General features: G+C 68.4%; 15 protein-coding genes. 12 read left to right on the top strand and 3 right to left on the bottom strand.

All coding sequences use genetic code 11. The annotated features are described in order from the left end of the window. Positions 1-7: 7 nt before the first annotated feature. From ACQ7JA_RS18035 to ACQ7JA_RS17980, 12 genes are all read left to right on the top strand, one after another. Positions 8-358: a hypothetical protein gene (locus tag ACQ7JA_RS18035; RefSeq protein WP_430900200.1), complete on the top strand. Its 351-nt coding sequence runs from the start codon at positions 8-10 to the stop codon at positions 356-358. Further along, a complete protein-coding gene (locus ACQ7JA_RS18030) occupies positions 355-1,029 on the top strand; it encodes a hypothetical protein (protein WP_430900198.1) in 675 nt (224 codons plus the stop codon). The genes ACQ7JA_RS18035 and ACQ7JA_RS18030 overlap by 4 nt, the downstream gene beginning before the upstream one ends. A 202-nt stretch (positions 1,030-1,231) precedes the next feature. Then, a complete protein-coding gene (locus ACQ7JA_RS18025) occupies positions 1,232-2,032 on the top strand; it encodes an ABC transporter permease (protein WP_430900196.1) in 801 nt (266 codons plus the stop codon). Next, positions 2,032-3,267, top strand: a complete 1,236-nt coding sequence (locus ACQ7JA_RS18020; RefSeq protein WP_430900194.1) for an ABC transporter ATP-binding protein — start codon at positions 2,032-2,034, stop codon at positions 3,265-3,267. The genes ACQ7JA_RS18025 and ACQ7JA_RS18020 overlap by 1 nt, the downstream gene beginning before the upstream one ends. Further along, entirely contained in the window at positions 3,264-4,646 is a 1,383-nt protein-coding gene (locus ACQ7JA_RS18015) for an FkbM family methyltransferase (RefSeq protein WP_430900192.1), read from the top strand. The genes ACQ7JA_RS18020 and ACQ7JA_RS18015 overlap by 4 nt, the downstream gene beginning before the upstream one ends. Before the next feature lie 2 nt (positions 4,647-4,648). Beyond that, entirely contained in the window at positions 4,649-8,989 is a 4,341-nt protein-coding gene (locus tag ACQ7JA_RS18010; RefSeq protein WP_430900190.1) for a glycosyltransferase, read from the top strand. Beyond that, on the top strand, positions 8,986-10,011 hold the full coding sequence (locus tag ACQ7JA_RS18005) for a glycosyltransferase family 2 protein (protein WP_430900188.1): 1,026 nt from the start codon (positions 8,986-8,988) through the stop codon (positions 10,009-10,011). Before ACQ7JA_RS18010 ends, ACQ7JA_RS18005 begins: the two co-directional genes overlap by 4 nt. After that, positions 10,008-10,409: a GtrA family protein gene (locus ACQ7JA_RS18000; protein WP_430900186.1), complete on the top strand. Its 402-nt coding sequence runs from the start codon at positions 10,008-10,010 to the stop codon at positions 10,407-10,409. The genes ACQ7JA_RS18005 and ACQ7JA_RS18000 overlap by 4 nt, the downstream gene beginning before the upstream one ends. After that, a complete protein-coding gene (locus ACQ7JA_RS17995) occupies positions 10,409-11,266 on the top strand; it encodes a GNAT family N-acetyltransferase (protein ID WP_430900184.1) in 858 nt (285 codons plus the stop codon). The genes ACQ7JA_RS18000 and ACQ7JA_RS17995 overlap by 1 nt, the downstream gene beginning before the upstream one ends. Beyond that, positions 11,256-12,053, top strand: a complete 798-nt coding sequence (locus ACQ7JA_RS17990) for a PIG-L deacetylase family protein (protein WP_430900182.1) — start codon at positions 11,256-11,258, stop codon at positions 12,051-12,053. The genes ACQ7JA_RS17995 and ACQ7JA_RS17990 overlap by 11 nt, the downstream gene beginning before the upstream one ends. A gap of 16 nt (positions 12,054-12,069) precedes the next feature. After that, complete coding sequence (locus ACQ7JA_RS17985) at positions 12,070-14,166, top strand: DUF7024 domain-containing protein (protein WP_430900180.1); 2,097 nt, start codon at positions 12,070-12,072, stop codon at positions 14,164-14,166. A gap of 141 nt (positions 14,167-14,307) precedes the next feature. Then, complete coding sequence (locus ACQ7JA_RS17980) at positions 14,308-15,999, top strand: response regulator (RefSeq protein ID WP_430900178.1); 1,692 nt, start codon at positions 14,308-14,310, stop codon at positions 15,997-15,999. A gap of 55 nt (positions 16,000-16,054) precedes the next feature. Here ACQ7JA_RS17980 and ACQ7JA_RS17975 read toward each other — a convergent pair whose 3' ends face one another. The 3 genes from ACQ7JA_RS17975 to ACQ7JA_RS17965 form a co-directional block, all read right to left on the bottom strand. Continuing rightward, entirely contained in the window at positions 16,055-17,551 is a 1,497-nt protein-coding gene (locus ACQ7JA_RS17975; RefSeq protein ID WP_430900433.1) for a DEAD/DEAH box helicase, read from the bottom strand. 320 nt (positions 17,552-17,871) lie between these two features. After that, positions 17,872-18,618 carry a hypothetical protein gene (locus ACQ7JA_RS17970; protein ID WP_430900176.1) on the bottom strand — a complete coding sequence of 249 codons (747 nt, stop codon included), beginning with the start codon at positions 18,616-18,618 and terminating at the stop codon, positions 17,872-17,874. Positions 18,619-18,636: 18 nt separating this feature from the next. Then, positions 18,637-19,257, bottom strand: a complete 621-nt coding sequence (locus ACQ7JA_RS17965) for an LON peptidase substrate-binding domain-containing protein (RefSeq protein WP_430900174.1) — start codon at positions 19,255-19,257, stop codon at positions 18,637-18,639. Positions 19,258-19,310: the final 53 nt, after the last annotated feature.

Below are 19,310 nucleotides of genomic sequence, written 5' to 3'. Positions count from 1 at the left end.
ACACGATTTGGTTCACCCAACAACCGCGAACACAGCCATCATCTACGCCTCCGGCCCGCTCGCGCCCAGCGGCAATCCGCGGTACTTCAAATATTTCTGGCAACTGTTCAGCATGGAGTCGCCGCTCGAGGGCGGCGAATTCCTGTTGAACGCGCCCGCGCTGTGCACCGCGCGGTTCGAGGCGGAAGTCGCTCGCCTGCACGCTCTGCGCATGCCCTGCATGGTGTACAGCTGGCGCCGGCCGCGCAAGGATCCGGCCAATCCGTTCGACCTGGACAGCGAAAAATGGAAGAACACGAAGTTTGCACCCGCATGGGACGACGATACCGACCCCATCGCCGACGGAGGCCATAAATGATGGCGCATACACCCGCACAATCCTTCCTGTCCGAAGTCCGGGAGATCAACGGCTTCACCGACGACATCCTCTCCTGCCCCAGGAAGAGCGACTGGCACTGGCCATCGTTCTACCTGCTCTACGTCGATGCCGATCGCCTGGCGATGGCCCTAACGAGGACCGAGCATGTCTTCGGGCCGCCATTCTTCGCATCCTCTCCTCCCACCACCGAGCAACTTGTCGAGGACAGCCGCGCCGTTCTCGGTGAGGTAGTCCGGCATCAAAAGGCGATCTTCGCGCGGCTGTATCCCATGTCGCGGCGCATTGTCCGCCTTCCCGACAACGCCGCCCTGCATGCCCGGCTGGAGGCCCACCTGCACCCGAAGAGCGGCTGGCACCAGGAATTCCTCGCGCAGTACGACGCCGGCGCCTTCTCGCCCGACGGCACCACCCTGCTGCGCACCGTGCTTCCCATCCTGGCCGAGGCGCCGTATGAGCGCGTCGACCACGCCACGGCGAACTGCATGCTGCGCCGCCAGCGCTTCGATGTCAGCACGCCCGAGGCGCGAAAAGCGCTGGCCGATGCAACGAACGAGGCCGCGCAGACGCTCGGGGGCATCGCCGCCCGCATGCAGGCCTGTTTCCTGGCGCATTGCAAACTCGAGGATCTGCTCCATCCCTGCTCGGCATAAGGAGCCAGGCGTTCAAATTCCCGCCACTTTGACAAAGCTCACCCACATTACATTTTCTTGTTGACTTAAGACAAGAAGTTACATCTGTAACAAGGAACGGGGTAGTGGATGAAGTATAATTTTGGGCTCATCCGGCTCAGCCATTCCTTATGTTGACATCCTTGACGCACCCAAGCGGGGCGCTGCCAGAGCGGGCCGCCCCATGATTTCGCCCATGATGCTGCGAGGCCTGTGGGCCTACCGCGGTTTCGTTCTGGGCAGCGTCAAACGCGAATTCCAGTCGAAATACGTGAACGCCATGCTGGGCGCCGTCTGGTCGGTGCTCAGCCCGCTCGCCATGATCCTCGTGTACACCGTGATCTTTTCCGAGGTCATGCGTGCCAAGCTGCCCGGCCATTCCTCGAGCGCCGCCTACTCCATCTACCTGTGCGCCGGCATCCTGACCTGGGGCCTGTTCGCGGAAATCGTCGCGCGCGGCCAGAACATGTTTCTCGAGCAGGCCAACCTGATCAAGAAGATCAGCTTCCCGCGCATCTGCCTGCCCATCATCGTCGTGATGAATGCGCTGGTGAACTTCGGCATTATCTTCGGCCTCTTCCTCGCCTTCCTCGTCGTCTCGGGCAATTTCCCGGGCATGGTGTTCTTCGCCATCCTGCCGGTGCTGGCCCTGCAGATCCTGCTGGCCATCGGCCTGGGGATGGTGACGGGCATCCTGAACGTCTTCTTCCGCGACGTCGGCCAGTTCGTGACGATCGCCATGCAGTTCTGGTTCTGGCTGACCCCGATCGTCTACCCGGCCACCATCCTGCCGGAAACGGTGCGCCCGATGCTGGTGTATAACCCGATGGCCGCCGTCATCCAGGCCCACCAGGCGATCCTGGTCGAAGGCCGCATGCCCGACTGGAATTCCCTGATCCCGGCCTTCCTCATGGCGCTGCTGCTGTGCATCCTCGGCCTGCGCCTGTTCCGCAAGCGCTCCGGCGAAATGGTGGATGAACTCTGATGGGCACCATCGTCGTACAGAATCTGGGCAAGGCCTACAAGCAGTACCCGACGCGCTGGTCGCGCCTGGGTGAATGGATGCTGCCCCTGAGCGGGACGCGCCACAAGCTCAAGTGGGTGCTCACTGACATCAACTTCCAGGTCTCGCCCGGCGAAGCCGTGGGCCTCATCGGCATCAACGGGGCGGGCAAGAGCACGCTGCTCAAACTCATCACCGGCACCACGATGCCGACCACCGGCTCGGTGTGGATGGAAGGCCGCGTGGCCGCCCTGCTCGAACTGGGCATGGGCTTCCACCCCGACTTCACGGGCCGCCAGAACGTCTACATGGCGGGCCAGCTGCTGGGCATGACGGCGGACGAGATCACCCAGCTGATGCCGCAGATCGAATCCTTCGCCGACATCGGCGAGTACATGGACCAGCCGGTGCGCGTGTATTCCAGCGGCATGCAGATGCGCGTGGCCTTCTCGGTGGCCACCGCGCGCCGCCCGGACATCCTGATCGTCGACGAAGCCCTGTCGGTGGGCGACGCCTACTTCCAGCACAAGTCCTTCGACCGCATCCGCCAGTTCCGCAAGGAGGGCACCACCCTGCTGCTGGTCTCGCACGACAAGCAGGCGATCCAGTCGGTGTGCGACCGCGCCATCCTGCTCGACGGCGGACGCCTGGCGCGCGAAGGCAAGCCGGAAGAGATCATGGACTACTACAACGCCATGATCGCCGAGCGCGAGAACGCTCAGGGGCGTAATACTGTTCGCCTGAACGAAACAGAGGACGGCAAGGTGCAGACCATTTCCGGCACCGGCGAGGCGACGGTCAGCGACATCGCCCTGCTGGACGAAGCGGGTGCGCGCGTCGAAGTCGTCGACGTGGGCGCGGCCGTGACCCTGGAAGTGAAGGTCCGGACCAAGGCCCCAATTCCGCGCATGGTGCTCGGCTACATGATCAAGGACCGCCTGGGCCAGCCCATGTACGGCACCAACACCCACCTCAAGGGGCTGCCGCTGGAAAACGTGGCGGCCGGCGAAGAGGTCGTGTACCGCTTCGCCTTCCCGATGAACCTGGGGCCCGGCACCTACTCGGTCGCGACCGCGATCGTCAGCACCGAGACCCACCTGGTCAACAACTACGAGTGGCGCGACCTGGCGCTGGTGTTCACCGTGATGAACATGCGCCGTCCGCACTTCGAGGGCTCGGCCTGGCTCGACCCTGCCATCGACATCCAACGCTCATGACATTCATTTCCTACGCCCAGAACTGTGAGGACGTGCTGCTGTGGCGCGCGCTCGCGCACGTCAAGAACGGCTTCTACATCGACGTCGGCGCCAACGACCCGGTCGAGCACTCGGTCACCAAGGCCTTCTACGACGCCGGCTGGCGCGGCATCAGCATCGAGCCGCTGCCCTCCTTCCACCAGGCCTTCATCGAGCAGCGCCCGCGCGACGTCAACCTGGCGATCGCCGCCGGCGCCGAGAACGGCGAACTGACCTTGTATGACGTGCCGGCCGTGCGCGGCTGGGCTTCGCCCGAAGCGTCGGTGGCCGCGCTGCACCGCTCCGAGGGCCACGAAGTCGCCGAGATCACGGTGCCGGTGCGCACCCTGGCCTCGGTTTGCGAGGAGCACGTCGACGGCGAAGGCGGAACTGAGATCCACTTCCTGAAAATCGACGTCGAGGGCTTCGAAGGCGAAGTGCTGCGCGGGATGGACTTCAAGCGCTGGCGTCCCTGGGTGCTGGTGATCGAAGCGACCCTGCCGAACAGCCGCGCCACCAACCATGGCGCCTGGGAGCACCTGGTGACGAACCAGGGCTACCGCTACGCCTGGTTCGACGGCCTGAACCGCTACTACGTCGCCGAGGAACACGCCGAGCTGCTGGCCCAGCTGGACATCCAGCCGAACGTCTTCGACGACTGGATTCCCCACCACCTCGACAACGCCTGGCGGCAGATCAAGGACCTGCGCGAGCAGGCCGGCAAGGGCTGGGAACAGGCCGCCGTCATGGAGCGCCAGGCCATCGAGCTGGACACGCTGCACCAGCAGGCCGCGCGCCGCGCGCAGGAGCTGGAACAGCAGGCCGAAGCCCAGCGCGCGCGCCACGAGCAGGCCGTGCAGCGCCTGGAGGCGCAAGGCGCCCAGCTGCGCCAGCAGCTGCGCGAAAGCGAACTGCACGCCCAGCAGGCCGAGCTGCAGGCCCAGACCCTCACCGCCCAGCTGCACGAATCCGCCGCCTGGGGCAAGGACCTGGAGACCCGCCTGGTCGCCACCCTGAACAGCACCTCCTGGCGCATCACCGCGCCGCTGCGCTTCATCGCGCGCAAGGGCGAGCACAGCCCCGCCGCGATTGCCCGCCGCAAGGCCAAGGGCGCCGCGCGCCGCAGCCTGCGCTGGCTGACCACGCGCGAGTCGCTGCGCCGCGCCATCCTGCCGCTGGTGATGCGTTCGCCGAAGCTGCAGGCCCTGGTCGCCCAGACCCTGGCCGCCGCCAAGCAGGCCACCGCGCCCGAAGGCGCCAGTGCCGGTCCGGCCGTCCCTGCCGCCCTGCGCGAACTGCCGCAATCGGCGCGCGAAGCCCTCGACGAGCTGCGCCGCGCCTACGAACCGACTACCGACTGACCATGCGCCTGATTATCGACTTCCACGCCCCGCAGGCCGCGCCCGCCCAGGATACGGCGCTGCTGCGCACCCTGGCGCGCGACCTCGCGCAGGCCCTGCTGCGCGGCCAGTACCATGCCAGGGCACAGCACGACATCCACGTGGCCGTGAGCAGCCGCCACCCCAGCGACGTCGACGTGCTGCGCCACGCCTTCGAGAACGTGCTGGCCGCGGGACGCTTCCACGTCTACGCCCAGCCGAACGGCGCCGATGCCTTCTCGCGCCACAGCGCGGCCACGCTGCGCGCCGGTTTCCTGGCTTCCCTCAAGCCCGACCTGTTGATGAGCATGTGGCAGCCGGATGCCGACGCAAGCAGGCTGCCGCAGGTGCTGGGCGTGGCCGACGCAGCAAGCGTGCTGGCGGCGACGCGCCAGCAGCAGGCGCCCCTGCGCGCCGCCGCCCTGGTGCTGGCGCCGGACGAAGCGTCGGCGCGCCGCCTGGAAGCGGTGCTGGCGCCGGCGCCCGTGGTGGGCATCGACGACGTTGCCGCCGTCTGGCGGGCACTGGAACAGGAAGCGGCGCGTGTGCCCGCGCCTGGCGTCACGACATCGCACAAGCCGCGCCTGGCCCTGGTCTCGCCGCTGCCGCCGGAACACTCGGGCATCGCCGACTACAGCGCCGAGCTGCTGCTGGAACTGGAACGCCACTACGAGGTCGAGCTGGTGCTCACGCCCGGCGCGACACCCGAAGCCTCGCTCGCGCGCTTCCCGCAGCGCGACGTCGCGTACTTCGAGCGCCACGGCGCGGCCTACGACCGCGTGCTCTACCACTTCGGCAACTCGAACGTGCACAAGCACATGTTCGCCCTGCTGCGCCGCATTCCCGGCACCGTGGTGCTGCACGATTTCTATCTCAGCGGTGTGCTGGACAATATGGAGCGCGACGGCGACGTGCCGGAGGCCTTCCTCCAGGCCCTGTACGCCTCGCACGGCTACACCGGCCTGCACTACCACGCCGAGCACGGACGCAACCCGAGCATCTGGCAGTACCCCTGCAACAAGGAGGTGCTGGACCGCGCCGCCGGCGTGATCGTGCACAGCGATTTTTCCCGCCGCCTCGCCGAACAGTGGTACGGCCCGGGCGCCGCCGAGGGCTGGCGCACCATCCCGCTGCTGCGCGGCCAGGTGGCGCAGGACGCCGACCACCTTGCTGCGCGCATGGCGGCGCGCGCCCGGCTCGGCCTGGGCGAGAACGACTACATCGTCAGCGCCTATGGCATGCTGGGCCCGACCAAGCTGAATCACCGCCTGCTGGACGCCTTCCTCGCCTCCCCTCTGGCGAGCGACCCGCATTGCAAGCTGGTGTTCGTGGGCGCCAACGACCCGGGCCAGTACGGCATCGAACTGCTGCGCAAGATCGCCGATAGCGAGGCAGCCGCCCGCATCCGGATCACCGGTTTCGTCAGCAGCACCGACTACCAGCACTGGCTGGCCGCCAGCGACTGCGCGGTGCAGCTGCGCACCCAGACCCGCGGCGAGACCTCGGCCTCGGTGCTCGACTGCCTGATGCACGGCCTGCCGGCCATCGTCAACGCCCATGGCGCCAGCGCCGACCTGCCGCAGGACACCCTGTGCATGCTGCAGGACAGTTTTGACGACGCCGAGCTGTCCGCCGCCCTCGCCGACCTGCACGCATCGACAGCGCGTCGCGACGAGCTGGCGCGGCTTGGGCGCGCCCACATCGCGCGCCACCATGCGCCCGCCGCCGTCGGCGCGCTCTACGTCGAGGCCATCGAAGCGTTTGCCCGCGACAGCGCCCCGGCCCTGCGCCGCCGGCTGGTTGCCGCGCTTGCCGCACCCGACGCCCCGCGTCCGCCGCACGAAGCTGCACTGGTCGAAACCGCCGCCATGATGGCGGCGAACACCCCGGCCACGGCGCCGCGCCAGCTGCTGGTCGACATCTCGGCGCTGGTCCAGGCCGACTACAAGACCGGCATCCAGCGCGTGGTGCGCAGCATCGTGCTGGCCCTGGTCAAGGAACCGCCGCCGGGCTACCGCATCGAACCCGTGTACAGCGAGGGCGGCAACCGCGCCTACCGCTACGCGCGCCGCTTCAGCTGCGCGATGCTGGGCGCGCCCAACTTGGCGCTGGAAGACGCGCCGATCGAAGCGCGTCCGGGCGACACCTTCCTGGGCCTGGACCTGGCGACCAATATGACGACCCAGAACCAGCAGCAGCTTCAGGCCCTGCGCCGCAAGGGCGTGGCGATCTGGTTCACCGTCTACGACCTGCTGCCCCTGCTGCGCCCGGACTGCTTCCCCTTCGGCGCGCAGAAGTACTACGGCGACTTCATCGACACCATCTCGCTGGTGGCCGACGGCATCGTCACGATCTCGCGCGCCGTGGCCGACGAGACCCAGGCCTGGCTGGCGGGCCGGCCGAACCGCCGCCTGTCGCCCCTGAAGCTGTCCTGGTTCCACCTGGGCGCCGACATCGACAACAGCGTGCCGAGCACCGGCATGCCGGACAATGCCGAGCGCGCCTTCGAGGCGCTGCGCGAAGCCCCGTCCCTGCTGATGGTCGGCACGCTGGAGCCGCGCAAGGGCCAGGCCCAGGCGCTGGCCGCCTGCGAACTGCTGTGGGCGCAAGGCGTCCAGGTCAATCTCGTCATCGTCGGCAAGAACGGCTGGCTGGTCGACCAGCTGGCCGAACGCCTGGAAAAGCATCCCCAGCGCGAGAAGCAGCTGTTCTGGTTCAACGGCGTCTCCGACGAAATGCTCCTGAAACTCTATGACCGGAGCTCGGCCCTGCTGGCGGCCTCAGAGGGCGAAGGCTTCGGCCTGCCGCTGATCGAGGCGGCCCAGAAGGGCCTGCCGATCATCGCGCGCGGCATTCCCGTGTTCCGCGAAGTCGCCGGCGAACACGCCTTCTACTTCGAGGGCGGCAAGCCGGAAGACCTGGCCGCCGCCATCGAAGCATGGCTGGCCCTGCACAAGGCTGGCAAGGCGCCGCCGTCGAAGGACATGCCATGGCTGACCTGGCGCCAGAGCGCCGGCCAGCTGATGGAAGCGGTCCTGTACAACCGCCACCACGCGGTCGTCGGGGGCGAACGACTGGCGCCGCAACTGCTGGTGGACGTCTCGGCCATGGTGCGCGAAGACCTCAAGACCGGCATCCAGCGCGTGGTGCGCGCCCAGCTCCTCGAACTGCTGCGTGGGCAAGGCAGGGACTACCAGGTCCTGCCCATCTATCTCACCGACGAAGGCGGCTACTGGCACTACCGCTACGCGCGCCGCTACCTGCACCAGCTGGTCGGCACGGTGGGCGACGGCGTGCACGACGAGGAAGTGCACGTTTCCAGCGGCGACGTGTTCTACAGCCCCGACGTGTTCCCCGGCCCGGTGGCCGAAGCCGCGCGCCTGGGCCTGTACCGGCGCTGGCGCGAACAGGGCGTGCGCATCCACTTCCTGGTGCACGACATCCTGCCGGTGCTGCGACCGGAATTCTTCCCGCCCGGCGCCGAGTCCGAATTCGCCGGCTGGCTGCGCGCCGTCGGCGACGAAGCCGATGTGCTGGTCTGCATCAGTGCGGCCGTGGCGGATGAAACCCGCGCCTGGCTGGCCGGCCAGCAGCCTGGGCGTGCCCTGCCCGAATTCACCGTGCTGCACCACGGTGCCGACATCAGCGCCTCGCAGCCGAGTACCGGCCTGCCGCCGGACGCGGAGAACGTGCTGCGCGACATCGCCAGTGCCCCGAGCTTCCTGATGGTCGGCACCGTCGAGCCGCGCAAGGGCCATGCCCAGGCCCTGGACGCCTTCGAACAGCTGTGGGCGCAAGGCGAGGACCTGCGCCTCGTGATCGTCGGCCACGAAGGCTGGAAGGGCCTGCCGGACGGCAGCCGCCGCACCATTCCGGCCATCGTGAAGCGCCTGCGCAATCATCCGGAGCTGGGCAAGCGCCTCCACTGGCTGCAGGGCATCAGCGACGAGTACCTCGACCGCGTGTATGCGGCGGGCGCCTGCCTGCTGTTCGCCAGCGAGGGCGAAGGCTTCGGCCTGCCGCTGATCGAGGCGGCGCGCCACGGCGTGCCCCTCTTGGTCCGCGACCTGCCGGTATTCCGCGAAGTGGCCGGCAGCCACGCCCATTATTTCAGCGGCAGCGGCGGCGCGGACCTCGCCGGCGCCATCCAGGACTGGCTGCGCCTGGAGGCCGCCGGCAGCGCACCGGCGCCGCACGGCATCCCGGCGCGCAGCTGGGCCGACAACGCCGCCGAACTGGTGACGATGCTGTTCCCGCCCGCGGGCCGGCACAACCACGCGCAGCCGCCCCATGCCGGCGCGCCCGATTTGATGACCCAACCATGAACGCACCTGCCCCCCAAGCCATGAACGCCCTCGACCAACCGGCCGCCAAGGAGGCTGCACTCATCGCGGTGGTGATCCCGAGCTACAAGGTCACGCGCCACATCCTCGGCGTGATCGCCGGCGTCGGGCCGGAAGTCGGCCGCATCTACGTGGTCGACGACACGTGCCCCGACCATAGCGGCGACTATGTGCGCGCCAACTGCCGGGACCCGCGCGTGACCGTGCTCGATCATGCGGAGAACCAGGGCGTGGGCGGCGCCGTCATGACCGGCTACCGCGCCGCGATCGCGGACGGCGCCAGGGTGATCGTCAAGATCGACGGCGACGGCCAGATGGACGGCAGCCTGATCCCGAGCTTCGTTGCGCCGATCCTGGCGGGCGAGGCCGACTACACCAAGGGCAACCGCTTCTTCAACCTAGAGCGCCTGGGCGCGATGCCGCCGATGCGCCTGTTCGGCAATGCCGTGCTGTCCCTGATGACCAAGCTGTCCTCGGGCTACTGGGACCTGTTCGACCCGACCAACGGCTACACCGCGATCCACGCCGACGCCGCGCGTTTCCTGCCCTTCGACAAGATCAGCAAGCGCTACTTCTTCGAATCGGACATGCTGTTCCGCCTGAACATCCTGGGCGCGGTGGTGGTCGACGTGCCGATGGACGCGGTGTATGGCGACGAGGTCAGCAACCTCAAGATCTCGAAGGTCGTCACCGAATTCTTCACCAAGCACGTGCGTAACTTCGGCAAGCGCATCTTCTACAACTACTACCTGCGCAATATGTCGCTGGCTTCCCTCGAGCTGCCGCTCGGCGTGCTGCTGGCCGGTTTCGGCACCGTGTACGGCATCGCCCACTGGATCGCCTCGGCGCGCTCGAACGTGGAGACGCCGGCCGGCACCGTGATGCTGGCCGCGCTGCCGGTGATCATGGGCGTGCAGCTGATCCTGGCCTTCCTGGCCTACGACATCGCCGCCGTGCCGCGCCGCCCGCTGCACAAGAAGACCCTGTTCCGCAGCACTCCATGACCGTATCGACCCTCGCTTCCAAACTGGCTTCAAAGCTCGCTACGCGCCAGTTCGGCGTCTTCGTCACCGGCGGGCTGATCTGCGCCCTGGCCGACGTCGGCCTGATGCAGCTCCTGCTGCTGTCCGGCGTGACGGCGACCGCCGCGGCCAGCGCCGGCTTCGCGGCCGGGCTGCTGGTCAACTACGCCTTCCACAGCCGTGTTACCTTCAATGCTTCGGCCAATCCGGCGAATTTCGCGCGCTATCTGTGCGTGGTCGGTGTCAATTACCTCATGACCATTGCTTGCGTCGCCCTGGGACAGGCCGTCTTCGACAATCCGCTGGTCGGGAAAATCGTCTCGCTGCCCCTGGTGGCGGCGAACGGCTACCTGCTCGGCAAATACTGGATCTTCAAGTGATGGAATTGCGTTTCGCGCCTGTCCAGCATACCCCCGCCATCCTGAAACAGTACGGCGCCCTGTTCGCCGCCTGCTTCCCCGGCACCGACAAGTTCACCCCCGCCTACCTCGACTGGCTGTATCTCGCCAATCCGGACGGCGCGGCGGTCGGCTACGACGCCTGGGACGGCGAGCGCCTGGCGGCGCACTACGTCTGCGTGCCGGCGCGCGCCTGGGTCGAAGGCCGGGAGGTGCGGGTGCTGCTGTCGCTGAACACCGCCACCCATCCGGACTACCAGGGCAAGGGCCTGTTCACCAAACTCGCCGCGATGACCTACGAGGCCGGCGCCGCGGGCGGCTTCGACGGGGTCTACGGCGTCGCGAACGCCAACAGCACGCCCGGTTTCGTGCGCAAGCTCGGTTTTCAGCTGGTGCGCCCGCTGGAAGCGCGCATCGGCGTCGGATCGCTGCGCCATACCGCGCAGGCACAGGCATCCTCCCTGTCCTTCGAACGCAGCTGGAGCCCGGAGGCGCTGGCATGGCGCTGCGCCAATCCGCACAACCGCGTGTGGCACCGCGAGCATGGCGGCCGCCTGCAGTTCCACGCGCCGGCAGTCGGCATCGTGCCGGCCTATGCCGAACTCGGCGCCGCGACCCTGCCGACCTCGCCCAAGAGCCAGGGCCCGGCGCCCTCGCCGCTGCGCCTCTTCATCGGCCTGGCCCCGGACGCCGCGGCGAACTACTGGAACTACGCCAGCATCCCGATGCGCATGCGCCCCTCGCCGCTGAACCTGATCTGGCGCGCATTCAATCCGCGCGCCCCGCAGCTGGACCCGGCGCGCATCCAGTTCACCTTCCTCGACTTCGATGCCTACTGAGACGGCCTCCGTCGCGCCTACGCCGGCCGCGCTGTTCCTGTTCGCCCACCAGGACGACGAGTTCGGCGTGTTCCAGCGCATCCTCGCCTGGCGTGCGCGAGGTGTGCGGGTGGCTTGCGCCTACCTGACCGACGGCCAGACGAAAAGCGCCAGCGCGGCGCAGCGCAATGCGGAGTCGCTGGCGGTGCTGGCCAGGCTCGGCGTGCCTGCCGGCGACGTGTTCTTCGCGGGTGGCGAACTCGGCATCGGCGACGCGCGCCTGCCCCTGCACCTGGAAGCGGCCTCGCACTGGATCGCGCGCTGGTTCGACAGTTACCAGAACATCGAGGCGATCCACGTCACCGCCTGGGAAGGCGGCCACCACGACCACGACGCCCTGCATGCGCTGGCCGTCACCTTGGCCGCCCAGCGCGGCCTGCTGGCGCGCACCTGGCAGTTCTCGCTCTACCAGTCGAAGCATCTCGGCGGCCCCTGGTTCCGCGTGCTGGCGCCGCTGCCGGAGAACGGCCCGGCGCGGGCCATCCGCATCCCCTGGGGCCGGCGCTGGCAGCACCTGAAAGCCTGCCTGTCCTATCCTTCGCAGCGCACGACCTGGATCGGCCTGTTTCCCTTCGTGCTGCTGCACTACCTGCTGCGCGGGGTCGAGCAGCTGCAGCCGGTCGATCCGGCCCGCCTGGACGAGCGGCCGCATGCCGGGCCGCTCTACTATGAAAAACGCCAGTTCTTTACCTGGGAGCGCATGGCCGTGCAGCTTGCCGCCTGGCGCGGCGCTTCCCTCTCCCCATAAGACCAAGAACGTCCTGATGATGAAGACCGCTTCCCCAGACCTGAACCGGTACGCCGGCCCGATCCTGTGCTTGTCGCTGGCCGCCGTGTTCGGATGGCTCATGATGCGCAACCTCGGCCTGAACCCGGCCATCTTCGCCGACGAGTGGTATTACTCGAAGATGGCGCGCCTGATGCCGCTGTCCGAAGCCATCGTGCCGTCCTACCTCTACCTGTGGCTGTTCCGCGGCTCGATGGCCTGCGGCGACGGCTTCCTCGATTGCGTCCGGTTCGGCAATGCGCTGTTCTGGGTGGGCGGGGGCTTCCTCTTCTACCTGGTCGCGCGCAACTACATGCCGCGCCTGCTGGCGATCGCCCTGGTGGTGGCCGGCCTGCTGGCGCCGACCAACCTCTACACCTCCTTCTTCATGCCGGAGGCGACCTATTACTTCGGCTTCGCGGCCCTGAGCTGGGTGGCTCTGTCGCCGGCCGCCTGGACGGTGCTGCAGCGCGCGCTGGCGGCCGGCCTCGTGGTCGGCCTGATGAGCCTGGTGAAGGTGCACGCCGTGTTCCTGATCCCGGCCCTGAGCCTGTTCCTGGCCGTCCTCGCCTGGAATGAAGGCGGCGCCGGCCGCCTGGGCAAGGCAGTGGTCGCTGCGGTCGTCGCGCCGGTCGCGGCGCTGCTGGTGAAATTTGGCGTCGGCTACCTGATCGCGGGCGACGCTGCGCTGTCGATCTTCGGCAGCTTCTACGGCAACACGGCCTCGTCCACCGGCAATACGTCCAAGCTGGCCCTGCTGGCTCCGGCCTTCATCAATTTCCGCGGCCACCTGATGGCCCTGACCATCCTGGCCAGCCTGCCGCTGGCCATGCTGCTGCACCTGATGCTCAGCCGCGCGGCGCGCCGGCAGTCGGGCAGCTCCCTGGGAAATCTCCAGTTCTGGACCTTGCTGATGCTGGCTTCGACCGCCGGCCTGACCGTGGCGTATACCGCCTCGATCTCGGGCATCGGCCCAAAGGAAGTGCTGCGCCTGCACCTGCGCTATTACGCCTTCGTGCTGCCGCTGCTGCTGATGCTGGCGGCAAACGCCTTCGCGCGCCCGCCCGAGCCGCTGCCGGCCCCGTCGCGCCGCCTGGCCTGGCTGGTGACGGCAGGCCTGCTGGGCGTGCTTGCCTTCGCCGCCTGGCGCCTGCCGACCTATGCGATCACCCCGGTCGATGCGCCGGAGATTTCCGGCATCGGCCTGGATACCGGCGCCGGCCAGGTGCTGGCCGTCCTGAGCGCCGTGGCGCTGGTCCTGTGGGCGCGCGGCAGCCGCCATGCAGCCACCGTCTTCCTGTTCCTGGCCCTGCCGCTGGTGCTCTACTACGGCAACCGCGAAACCGGCGCCTACCTGAACCAGCTGCGCGGCGGCTGGGCGGCCGACCATGGCGGCCGCTTCGCGCGCGACAACGTGCCCGTGGCCGAGCGCAACGAGATCACGGTGGCCGCCACCGGCATCCTCGACCTGATGCGCGCGCAGTTCCACGTCGACGCGCCGGACACCGGCATGCTCGACCTGGAAAAGGATGCGCCGATCGAAGACTACCAGCTGCCGGTGCGCAAGAAGTGGCTGCTGGTGATCGGCAATCACCCGCTGCCGCCGGGCATCACGCCGTTCAAGGCCACCGCCGACTACGCCCTCGTGCGCCTGCCGGGCAGCACTGGCCATGCACTGGGCAGCCTGCACCTGTCGCAGCCCTACGGCGGCTTCGTGACGGATGCGCAGGGGCTGTCGGGCGCCGAACCCTGGGGCCGCTGGTCGGAGGCGAAGCAGGTCGTGCTGCATTTCGACCGCCCGCTGCCCAGGCAGGCCATGGTCATCCTGACGGCGCGCGGCTACGGACCGAACGCCGGCCTGGCCTTCCTGCTGCGCGTGGGCGACACCGAACGCGCATTCCGCGTCGGTCCTTCGTTGCAGGAAGTCGGCCTGCGCGTCGCCACCGACGGGACGCAGCGCAGCTTGACGATCGTCGTGCCGCAGCCGACCTCGCCGGAAGACCTGGGCGGCCGCGGCGACAAGCGCAAGCTCGGCATCGGCCTGGCCGAGATCAGCGTCGTCGACGTCGCGCAATCGGTCCAGGCGGCCCGTTGATCTGCCACAAGCAGCAAAGGCTGTGTGAAGTCACGAACGGAGTAAGACGGGTCCGCCGGGTAGAGTAAAGCCATGACAGGCCTGCGCCTCTAGCCTACCTCCGGCAGGCTGCGGCATGGCCGCGCTTTCCAGGATCTCCCGATGGCAACCGGACAGGACAAGGACGAACACCTCGACAGGCCGCTCGACGTACAGGGCGGCGGCCAGAGCGCGGGCGTACAGGCGCGCGGCGAAGTCGAGGGCAATGCCGTCAATCCGGCCGGCGGTCCCGGCATCAACCACTGGCAGGCCAGCTACATCGGCCGCAAGGGCCTGGATGACCGCGGCAACATCTTCTTCGCCGCCGTCGAGATGACCCGCATGCCCATGGTCGTCACCGATCCCAACCAGGAAGACAATCCGATCGTGTTCGTGAACGGCGCCTTCCTCGACCTCACCGGCTACAGGCAGGAAGACGTCCTGGGACGCAACTGCCGCTTCCTGCAGGGCCCGGACTCCGACCGCGCCACCGTCGCCGAGGTGCGCAAGGCGCTGCAGGAGCAGCGCGCCGTCTCGGTCGACCTGCTGAACTACAAGGCCGACGGCGAGCCGTTCTGGAACGCCCTCTTCATCGGCCCGATCTTCGACCGGCAGGGCAAGCTGCTCTACTTCTTCGCCTCGCAGATGGACATCACCGAGCGCCGCAACATGCTCGAATCGAACCTGCAGGCGCAGAAGATGGAGGCGATCGGCCAGCTCTCGGCCGGCATGGCCCACGATTTCAACAACCTGCTGCAGGTCATCAACGGCAACCTGGAACTGGCCAGCCTCACGGCCGGCAAGACTCCGGCGGGCGAACCGATCCGGCGCGCCCAGCGCGCCACCATGCAGGCCGGCAAACTCACCCAGCAGCTCCTGAGCTTTGCGCGCAAGCAGCGCCTCGAGCAGAAGCAGGTCAGCCTGAACGGCCTGGTGGTCGAGTTCTCGGACATGCTGGTGCGCACGCTCGGCGACAAGGTCGAGCTGCGCCTGGAGCTCAAGCCCGGCCTGCCGGCCTGCTCGCTCGACCCGACCTACCTCGAGATGGCGCTGCTGAACGTCGTCATCAATGCGCGCGACGCCATGCCCCAGGGCGGCACGGTGACGGTAGGCACCGCCGTCGTGAACGAAACGCGCCGCGCCGCCTCCCGCCTGCCGCCGGGCGACTACGTGTCGATCTGCGTGCTGGACGAAGGCGAAGGCATGACGCCGGAGGTGGCCAGGCGCGCCACCGAACCCTTCTTCACCACCAAGGGCCTGGGCACCGGCCTGGGCCTGGCGATGGTGCACGGCTTCGTGCAGCAGTCGCATGGACGGCTCGAGATCGACAGCGAGCCCGGCCGCGGCACCCGGGTGCGCATGATCTTCCCCGTGAGCCGGCATGCCCGGGACGAGGACGCCGGCGGCCCGGACCTCGCCAGCGCGGCCGCCGAAGCCGGGCGCAAATGCCGCATCCTGGTGGTGGAAGACAATGAGGACGTGCGCGAGCTGGCCGAAGCCATGCTGGCGGCGGCGGACTACGAGGTGGTATCGGCGCCCAGCGGCGAAACGGCGCTGGCGCTGCTGGAACGGGAATCGGTGGACCTGCTGTTCACCGACGTCATCATGCCGGGCGGGATGAACGGACTGCAGCTGATCGAGAAGGTGCACGAAGCGCGCCCGGGCATGCCGGTGCTGGTCACCACGGGGTATATGGACGAACTGCCGGCGCGCGGCTCGCAGGGCCAGGCGCTGGAGGTGCTGGCCAAGCCGTATGACCACCAGGAACTGCTGGACCGGGTGTATATGGCGCTGCACGGGCGCCGCGCAGCCTGATCGATCCCGAAACGGAATCGGTAGGGTGGTCGGCTTCGCCGACCACCCTACCACATCAAACGCTGGTACGCGGACCGCCGCCGAGCAGGAAGGCCAGCTTCTGCTTGCCCCCCTTCGCCGGCGCGGCCGATGCCGTCACGGTCTCGCGGCGCGCCGCCGTCGAGGGCTCGTAGGGCTTGAGGAACCACGGGTCGACCTTCTCGCGGCGCGGCGTCGGGCTGTAGCCCGCGTTGTAGCCGCCGCGCGCGGGACGCTCGCCGCGCTCGCCACCGCGTGCGGGGGCTTCCTCGCGGCGGCCGCGGCGCTCGCCGCCGAAGTCGCGGCCGCCCTCGCGCGAACCTTCGCGCGAACGGCTGGAAGGCGCCACGAAGCCGGCCAGCTCGCCGCGCGGGATGGTCTGCTTGATCAGCTTCTCGATGTCCGCCAGCAGGCGCTCGTCCTTGTCCGAATACACCGACAGCGCATCGCCCGAGGCGCCGGCACGGCCGGTGCGGCCGATGCGGTGCACGTAGTCTTCCGCGTTGTAGGGCAGGTCGTAGTTGATCACGCAGGGCAGGTCCGAGATGTCGAGGCCGCGCGCGGCCACGTCGGTCGCCACCAGCACTTCGACCGCGCCGCCCTTGAAGGCGTCGAGGGCGGCCATGCGCTCCTGCTGGGTCTTGTCGCCGTGGATCGCCGAAGCCTTGATGCCCTTCTGCTCCAGGTGGCGCGACAGGCGCGAGGCGCCGATCTTGGTGTTCGAGAATACGATCACCTGCTTGAGCTTGCGTTCGCGGATGATGTGCTCGACCACGTCGCGCTTGAGCTCCTCGTCGACCTTGTAGACGGTCTGGGTGACCTTGTCGGCGGTCGCGTTGCTGCGCGCGACTTCGATCAGCACCGGCTTGTTCAGGAAGCTGTTCGCCAGCTTCTTGATCTCCGGCGAGAAGGTGGCCGAGAACATCAGGTTCTGGCGCTGTTTCGGCAGCAGGTTGATGATGCGCTGCAGGTCCGGCAGGAAGCCCATGTCGAGCATGCGGTCGGCTTCGTCCATGACCAGCATCTGCACCTGGCCCAGGCTGATGTTCTTCTGCTCGACGTGATCCAGCAGGCGGCCCGGGGTGGCGATGACGATCTCGACGCCGCCCTTCAGGACCACGGTCTGGCCCTTCATGTCCATGCCGCCGAACACGACGGTCGAGCGCAGCGGGGTGTGCTTGGCGTAGGCCTTGACGTTGTCGGCCACCTGCACCGCCAGTTCGCGGGTCGGGGTCAGCACCAGGGCGCGCACCGGGTGGCGCGCAGGCGACATGCTGCTGTTGGCGTGGGCCATCAGGAGCTGGATGATCGGCAGCGAGAAGCCGGCGGTCTTGCCGGTGCCGGTCTGGGCGGCGCCCATGACGTCGCGGCCCTGCAGCACCAGCGGGATGGCCTGGGCCTGGATCGGGGTCGGGTGCACATAGCCCTGGTCGCTCAGCGCGCGCAGGATTTCCGGCGCCAGGCCGAGATCGGCGAAGCGCACGGTCGGCGCCTCGTCGGCGGCAACCTGGACGACCGGCAGGTCCTCGCTCATCGGCATGTTGTCGACCGGTTCTGCGGTGGCTGGGATATTCTGGGTATCAGACATTTTCTTCTTCGACAGTATTTCGTTAGCTCTACGGCAACGCCCGCAGGCACGGTTGCGCCTGCGCGGGAAGCTTCCTGGGGAGACGGCGGCCGGCGACCGGACCGCATGACCGCGGAGGCGCCGGGGTACGGGCGCGCGGAGGTAGAGGCACTTTAGCGGGTGACACGATACCTCAAATCCACCCCACTGTATATAAAGTCCTGTTGACGACCGGTTTTTCCCAGGGGTGGCCATCCCGACAATTCTTGCTCAGGCACATGACAGGATCATGGCGTCCAGCCACGCTGCTGGGCCGCCCGCTCCGCCTGCGCATCGAGGGCGGAACCGACGATGCGCCCGTCGATCGCGGCCTGCACCGCCGGCGGCGGCACGCTGCCGTCGAGGTAGGCGGCGCCGGCCGGCGCCTGGGCCAGCACGGGAATCGTCCAGCGTCCATTGCTGCGGCAGGCGAGGCCGGCGCTGGTGTCGACCACGAAGCTGCGGCAATAACTGCCGTCCTTCGACACGAAGGTGACGCCGATGCGCACGCCGGATTCCGCCGGGCCGGGGCTGGCCAGCTGGTCGCCCAGCGCGTCGACCAGGCGACCGCGCGCGACCAGGGCGCCGTCGCTGGCCACCAGCATCACCAGGCTGGGCGAGGGTTGCAGCTGCTGCCAGCCGAGGGCGCCGGCCACCAGCCCGGTGACCAGGGCGCCGCCCACGGCCAGCCAGTGGCGCGGGGACCAGCCGCTCCGCTGCGGCGGCGGTGGCGGCATCGGGCGTCCCGGGCGGATGGCGTCCAGGTGCACCACCTTGGCGCCCTGGGGCGGCAGCTGGCGCTGCGGGTGGCCGCCGTCGTGGTGGCCGTTGGCCGAGACGCTGAAGATGTGGGCGCGGGCGTCGCTCCTGCGGTGCTGGGCGATGCGGGCTGCGAGGATGGGGTCGGCGTGCATGGCGCGCTCGACCGCCGCGCGCGCCGGCTCGGCCAGCTCACCGTGGATGTAGGCGATCAGGAGGTCGTCCGAGAATTTCATGGCCGCCGCATCTCCCTGCTAGGAAGTGATCAGGCCGTGCTCGTCGAGGACGTCGTGCAGCAATTCGAGCCGGATCACGGGGTTGTCCAGCATGAGCATATTGTGCTTTTGCCGGTTGGGCAAGGGCAGCAGTTCACACCAGCGGTTGGCGACCCAGCCGCAGTCGTCCAGCCGGAACGGCGGCTGCACCGGCCAGCGGTGCTGCGGTACGTCGTGCAGCGAGTTCAGCACCCGGTCGAGGGCGTCGGACGCGCCCTGCAGTTCGGAGGGGATGCGGACTTCGTGGTCATCCTCGACCAGCTCGGCCTCGGCCATCCAGAGGCCGTTCAGGCGCTGCTCGGCGGTAACGACGGAAAAGCGCGAGCCGCCGCGGCACAGGACCTGCAGCAGGCCCGGCGTGGTGGCGGCGGTCTCGGTGACGGACGCGATGGTGCCGGCCGCGACGAAACGTTCGGGCTCGCCCTCCGGCTGGCGCACCTCGCGCCCCTGGGTCAGCAGCACCACCCCGAAGGGCGTGTCCTCGGTGAGGCAGCGGCTGATCATGTCGAGGTAGCGCACCTCGAACACCTGCAGCGGCAGCACCCCGTCCGGGAACAGTACCGTACTGAGCGGGAACAAGGGCATGGAAATCGTCGACATGATGCCCATGATGACAGAATCGCAGGGGGGCGGGGAGCACGATTGGCGCCTTG

Origin of the sequence: Massilia sp. BKSP1R2A-1, from assembly GCF_050586525.1 — a bacterium.
In the GTDB taxonomy this organism is placed as follows: domain Bacteria; phylum Pseudomonadota; class Gammaproteobacteria; order Burkholderiales; family Burkholderiaceae_D; genus Telluria.
The sequence above is the reverse complement of the archived record's forward strand: the minus strand, read 5'-3'. Positions and strand labels throughout refer to the sequence as shown.

Excerpts from the sequence above, each read along its gene's own strand:
- ACQ7JA_RS18025 (WP_430900196.1), top strand. The coding sequence starts at position 1,232 with ATGATTTCGCCCATGATGCTGCGAGGCCTGTGGGCCTACCGCGGTTTC.
- ACQ7JA_RS18030 (WP_430900198.1), top strand. The coding sequence starts at position 355 with ATGATGGCGCATACACCCGCACAATCCTTCCTGTCCGAAGTCCGGGAG.
- ACQ7JA_RS17995 (WP_430900184.1), top strand. The coding sequence starts at position 10,409 with ATGGAATTGCGTTTCGCGCCTGTCCAGCATACCCCCGCCATCCTGAAA.
- ACQ7JA_RS17985 (WP_430900180.1), top strand. The coding sequence starts at position 12,070 with ATGATGAAGACCGCTTCCCCAGACCTGAACCGGTACGCCGGCCCGATC.
- ACQ7JA_RS17975 (WP_430900433.1), bottom strand. The coding sequence starts at position 17,551 with ATGAGCGAGGACCTGCCGGTCGTCCAGGTTGCCGCCGACGAGGCGCCG.
- ACQ7JA_RS17990 (WP_430900182.1), top strand. The coding sequence starts at position 11,256 with ATGCCTACTGAGACGGCCTCCGTCGCGCCTACGCCGGCCGCGCTGTTC.
- ACQ7JA_RS18010 (WP_430900190.1), top strand. The coding sequence starts at position 4,649 with ATGCGCCTGATTATCGACTTCCACGCCCCGCAGGCCGCGCCCGCCCAG.
- ACQ7JA_RS18005 (WP_430900188.1), top strand. The coding sequence starts at position 8,986 with ATGAACGCACCTGCCCCCCAAGCCATGAACGCCCTCGACCAACCGGCC.
- ACQ7JA_RS18015 (WP_430900192.1), top strand. The coding sequence starts at position 3,264 with ATGACATTCATTTCCTACGCCCAGAACTGTGAGGACGTGCTGCTGTGG.
- ACQ7JA_RS18020 (WP_430900194.1), top strand. The coding sequence starts at position 2,032 with ATGGGCACCATCGTCGTACAGAATCTGGGCAAGGCCTACAAGCAGTAC.
- ACQ7JA_RS17970 (WP_430900176.1), bottom strand. The coding sequence starts at position 18,618 with ATGAAATTCTCGGACGACCTCCTGATCGCCTACATCCACGGTGAGCTG.
- ACQ7JA_RS18000 (WP_430900186.1), top strand. The coding sequence starts at position 10,008 with ATGACCGTATCGACCCTCGCTTCCAAACTGGCTTCAAAGCTCGCTACG.
- ACQ7JA_RS17980 (WP_430900178.1), top strand. The coding sequence starts at position 14,308 with ATGGCAACCGGACAGGACAAGGACGAACACCTCGACAGGCCGCTCGAC.
- ACQ7JA_RS17965 (WP_430900174.1), bottom strand. The coding sequence starts at position 19,257 with ATGTCGACGATTTCCATGCCCTTGTTCCCGCTCAGTACGGTACTGTTC.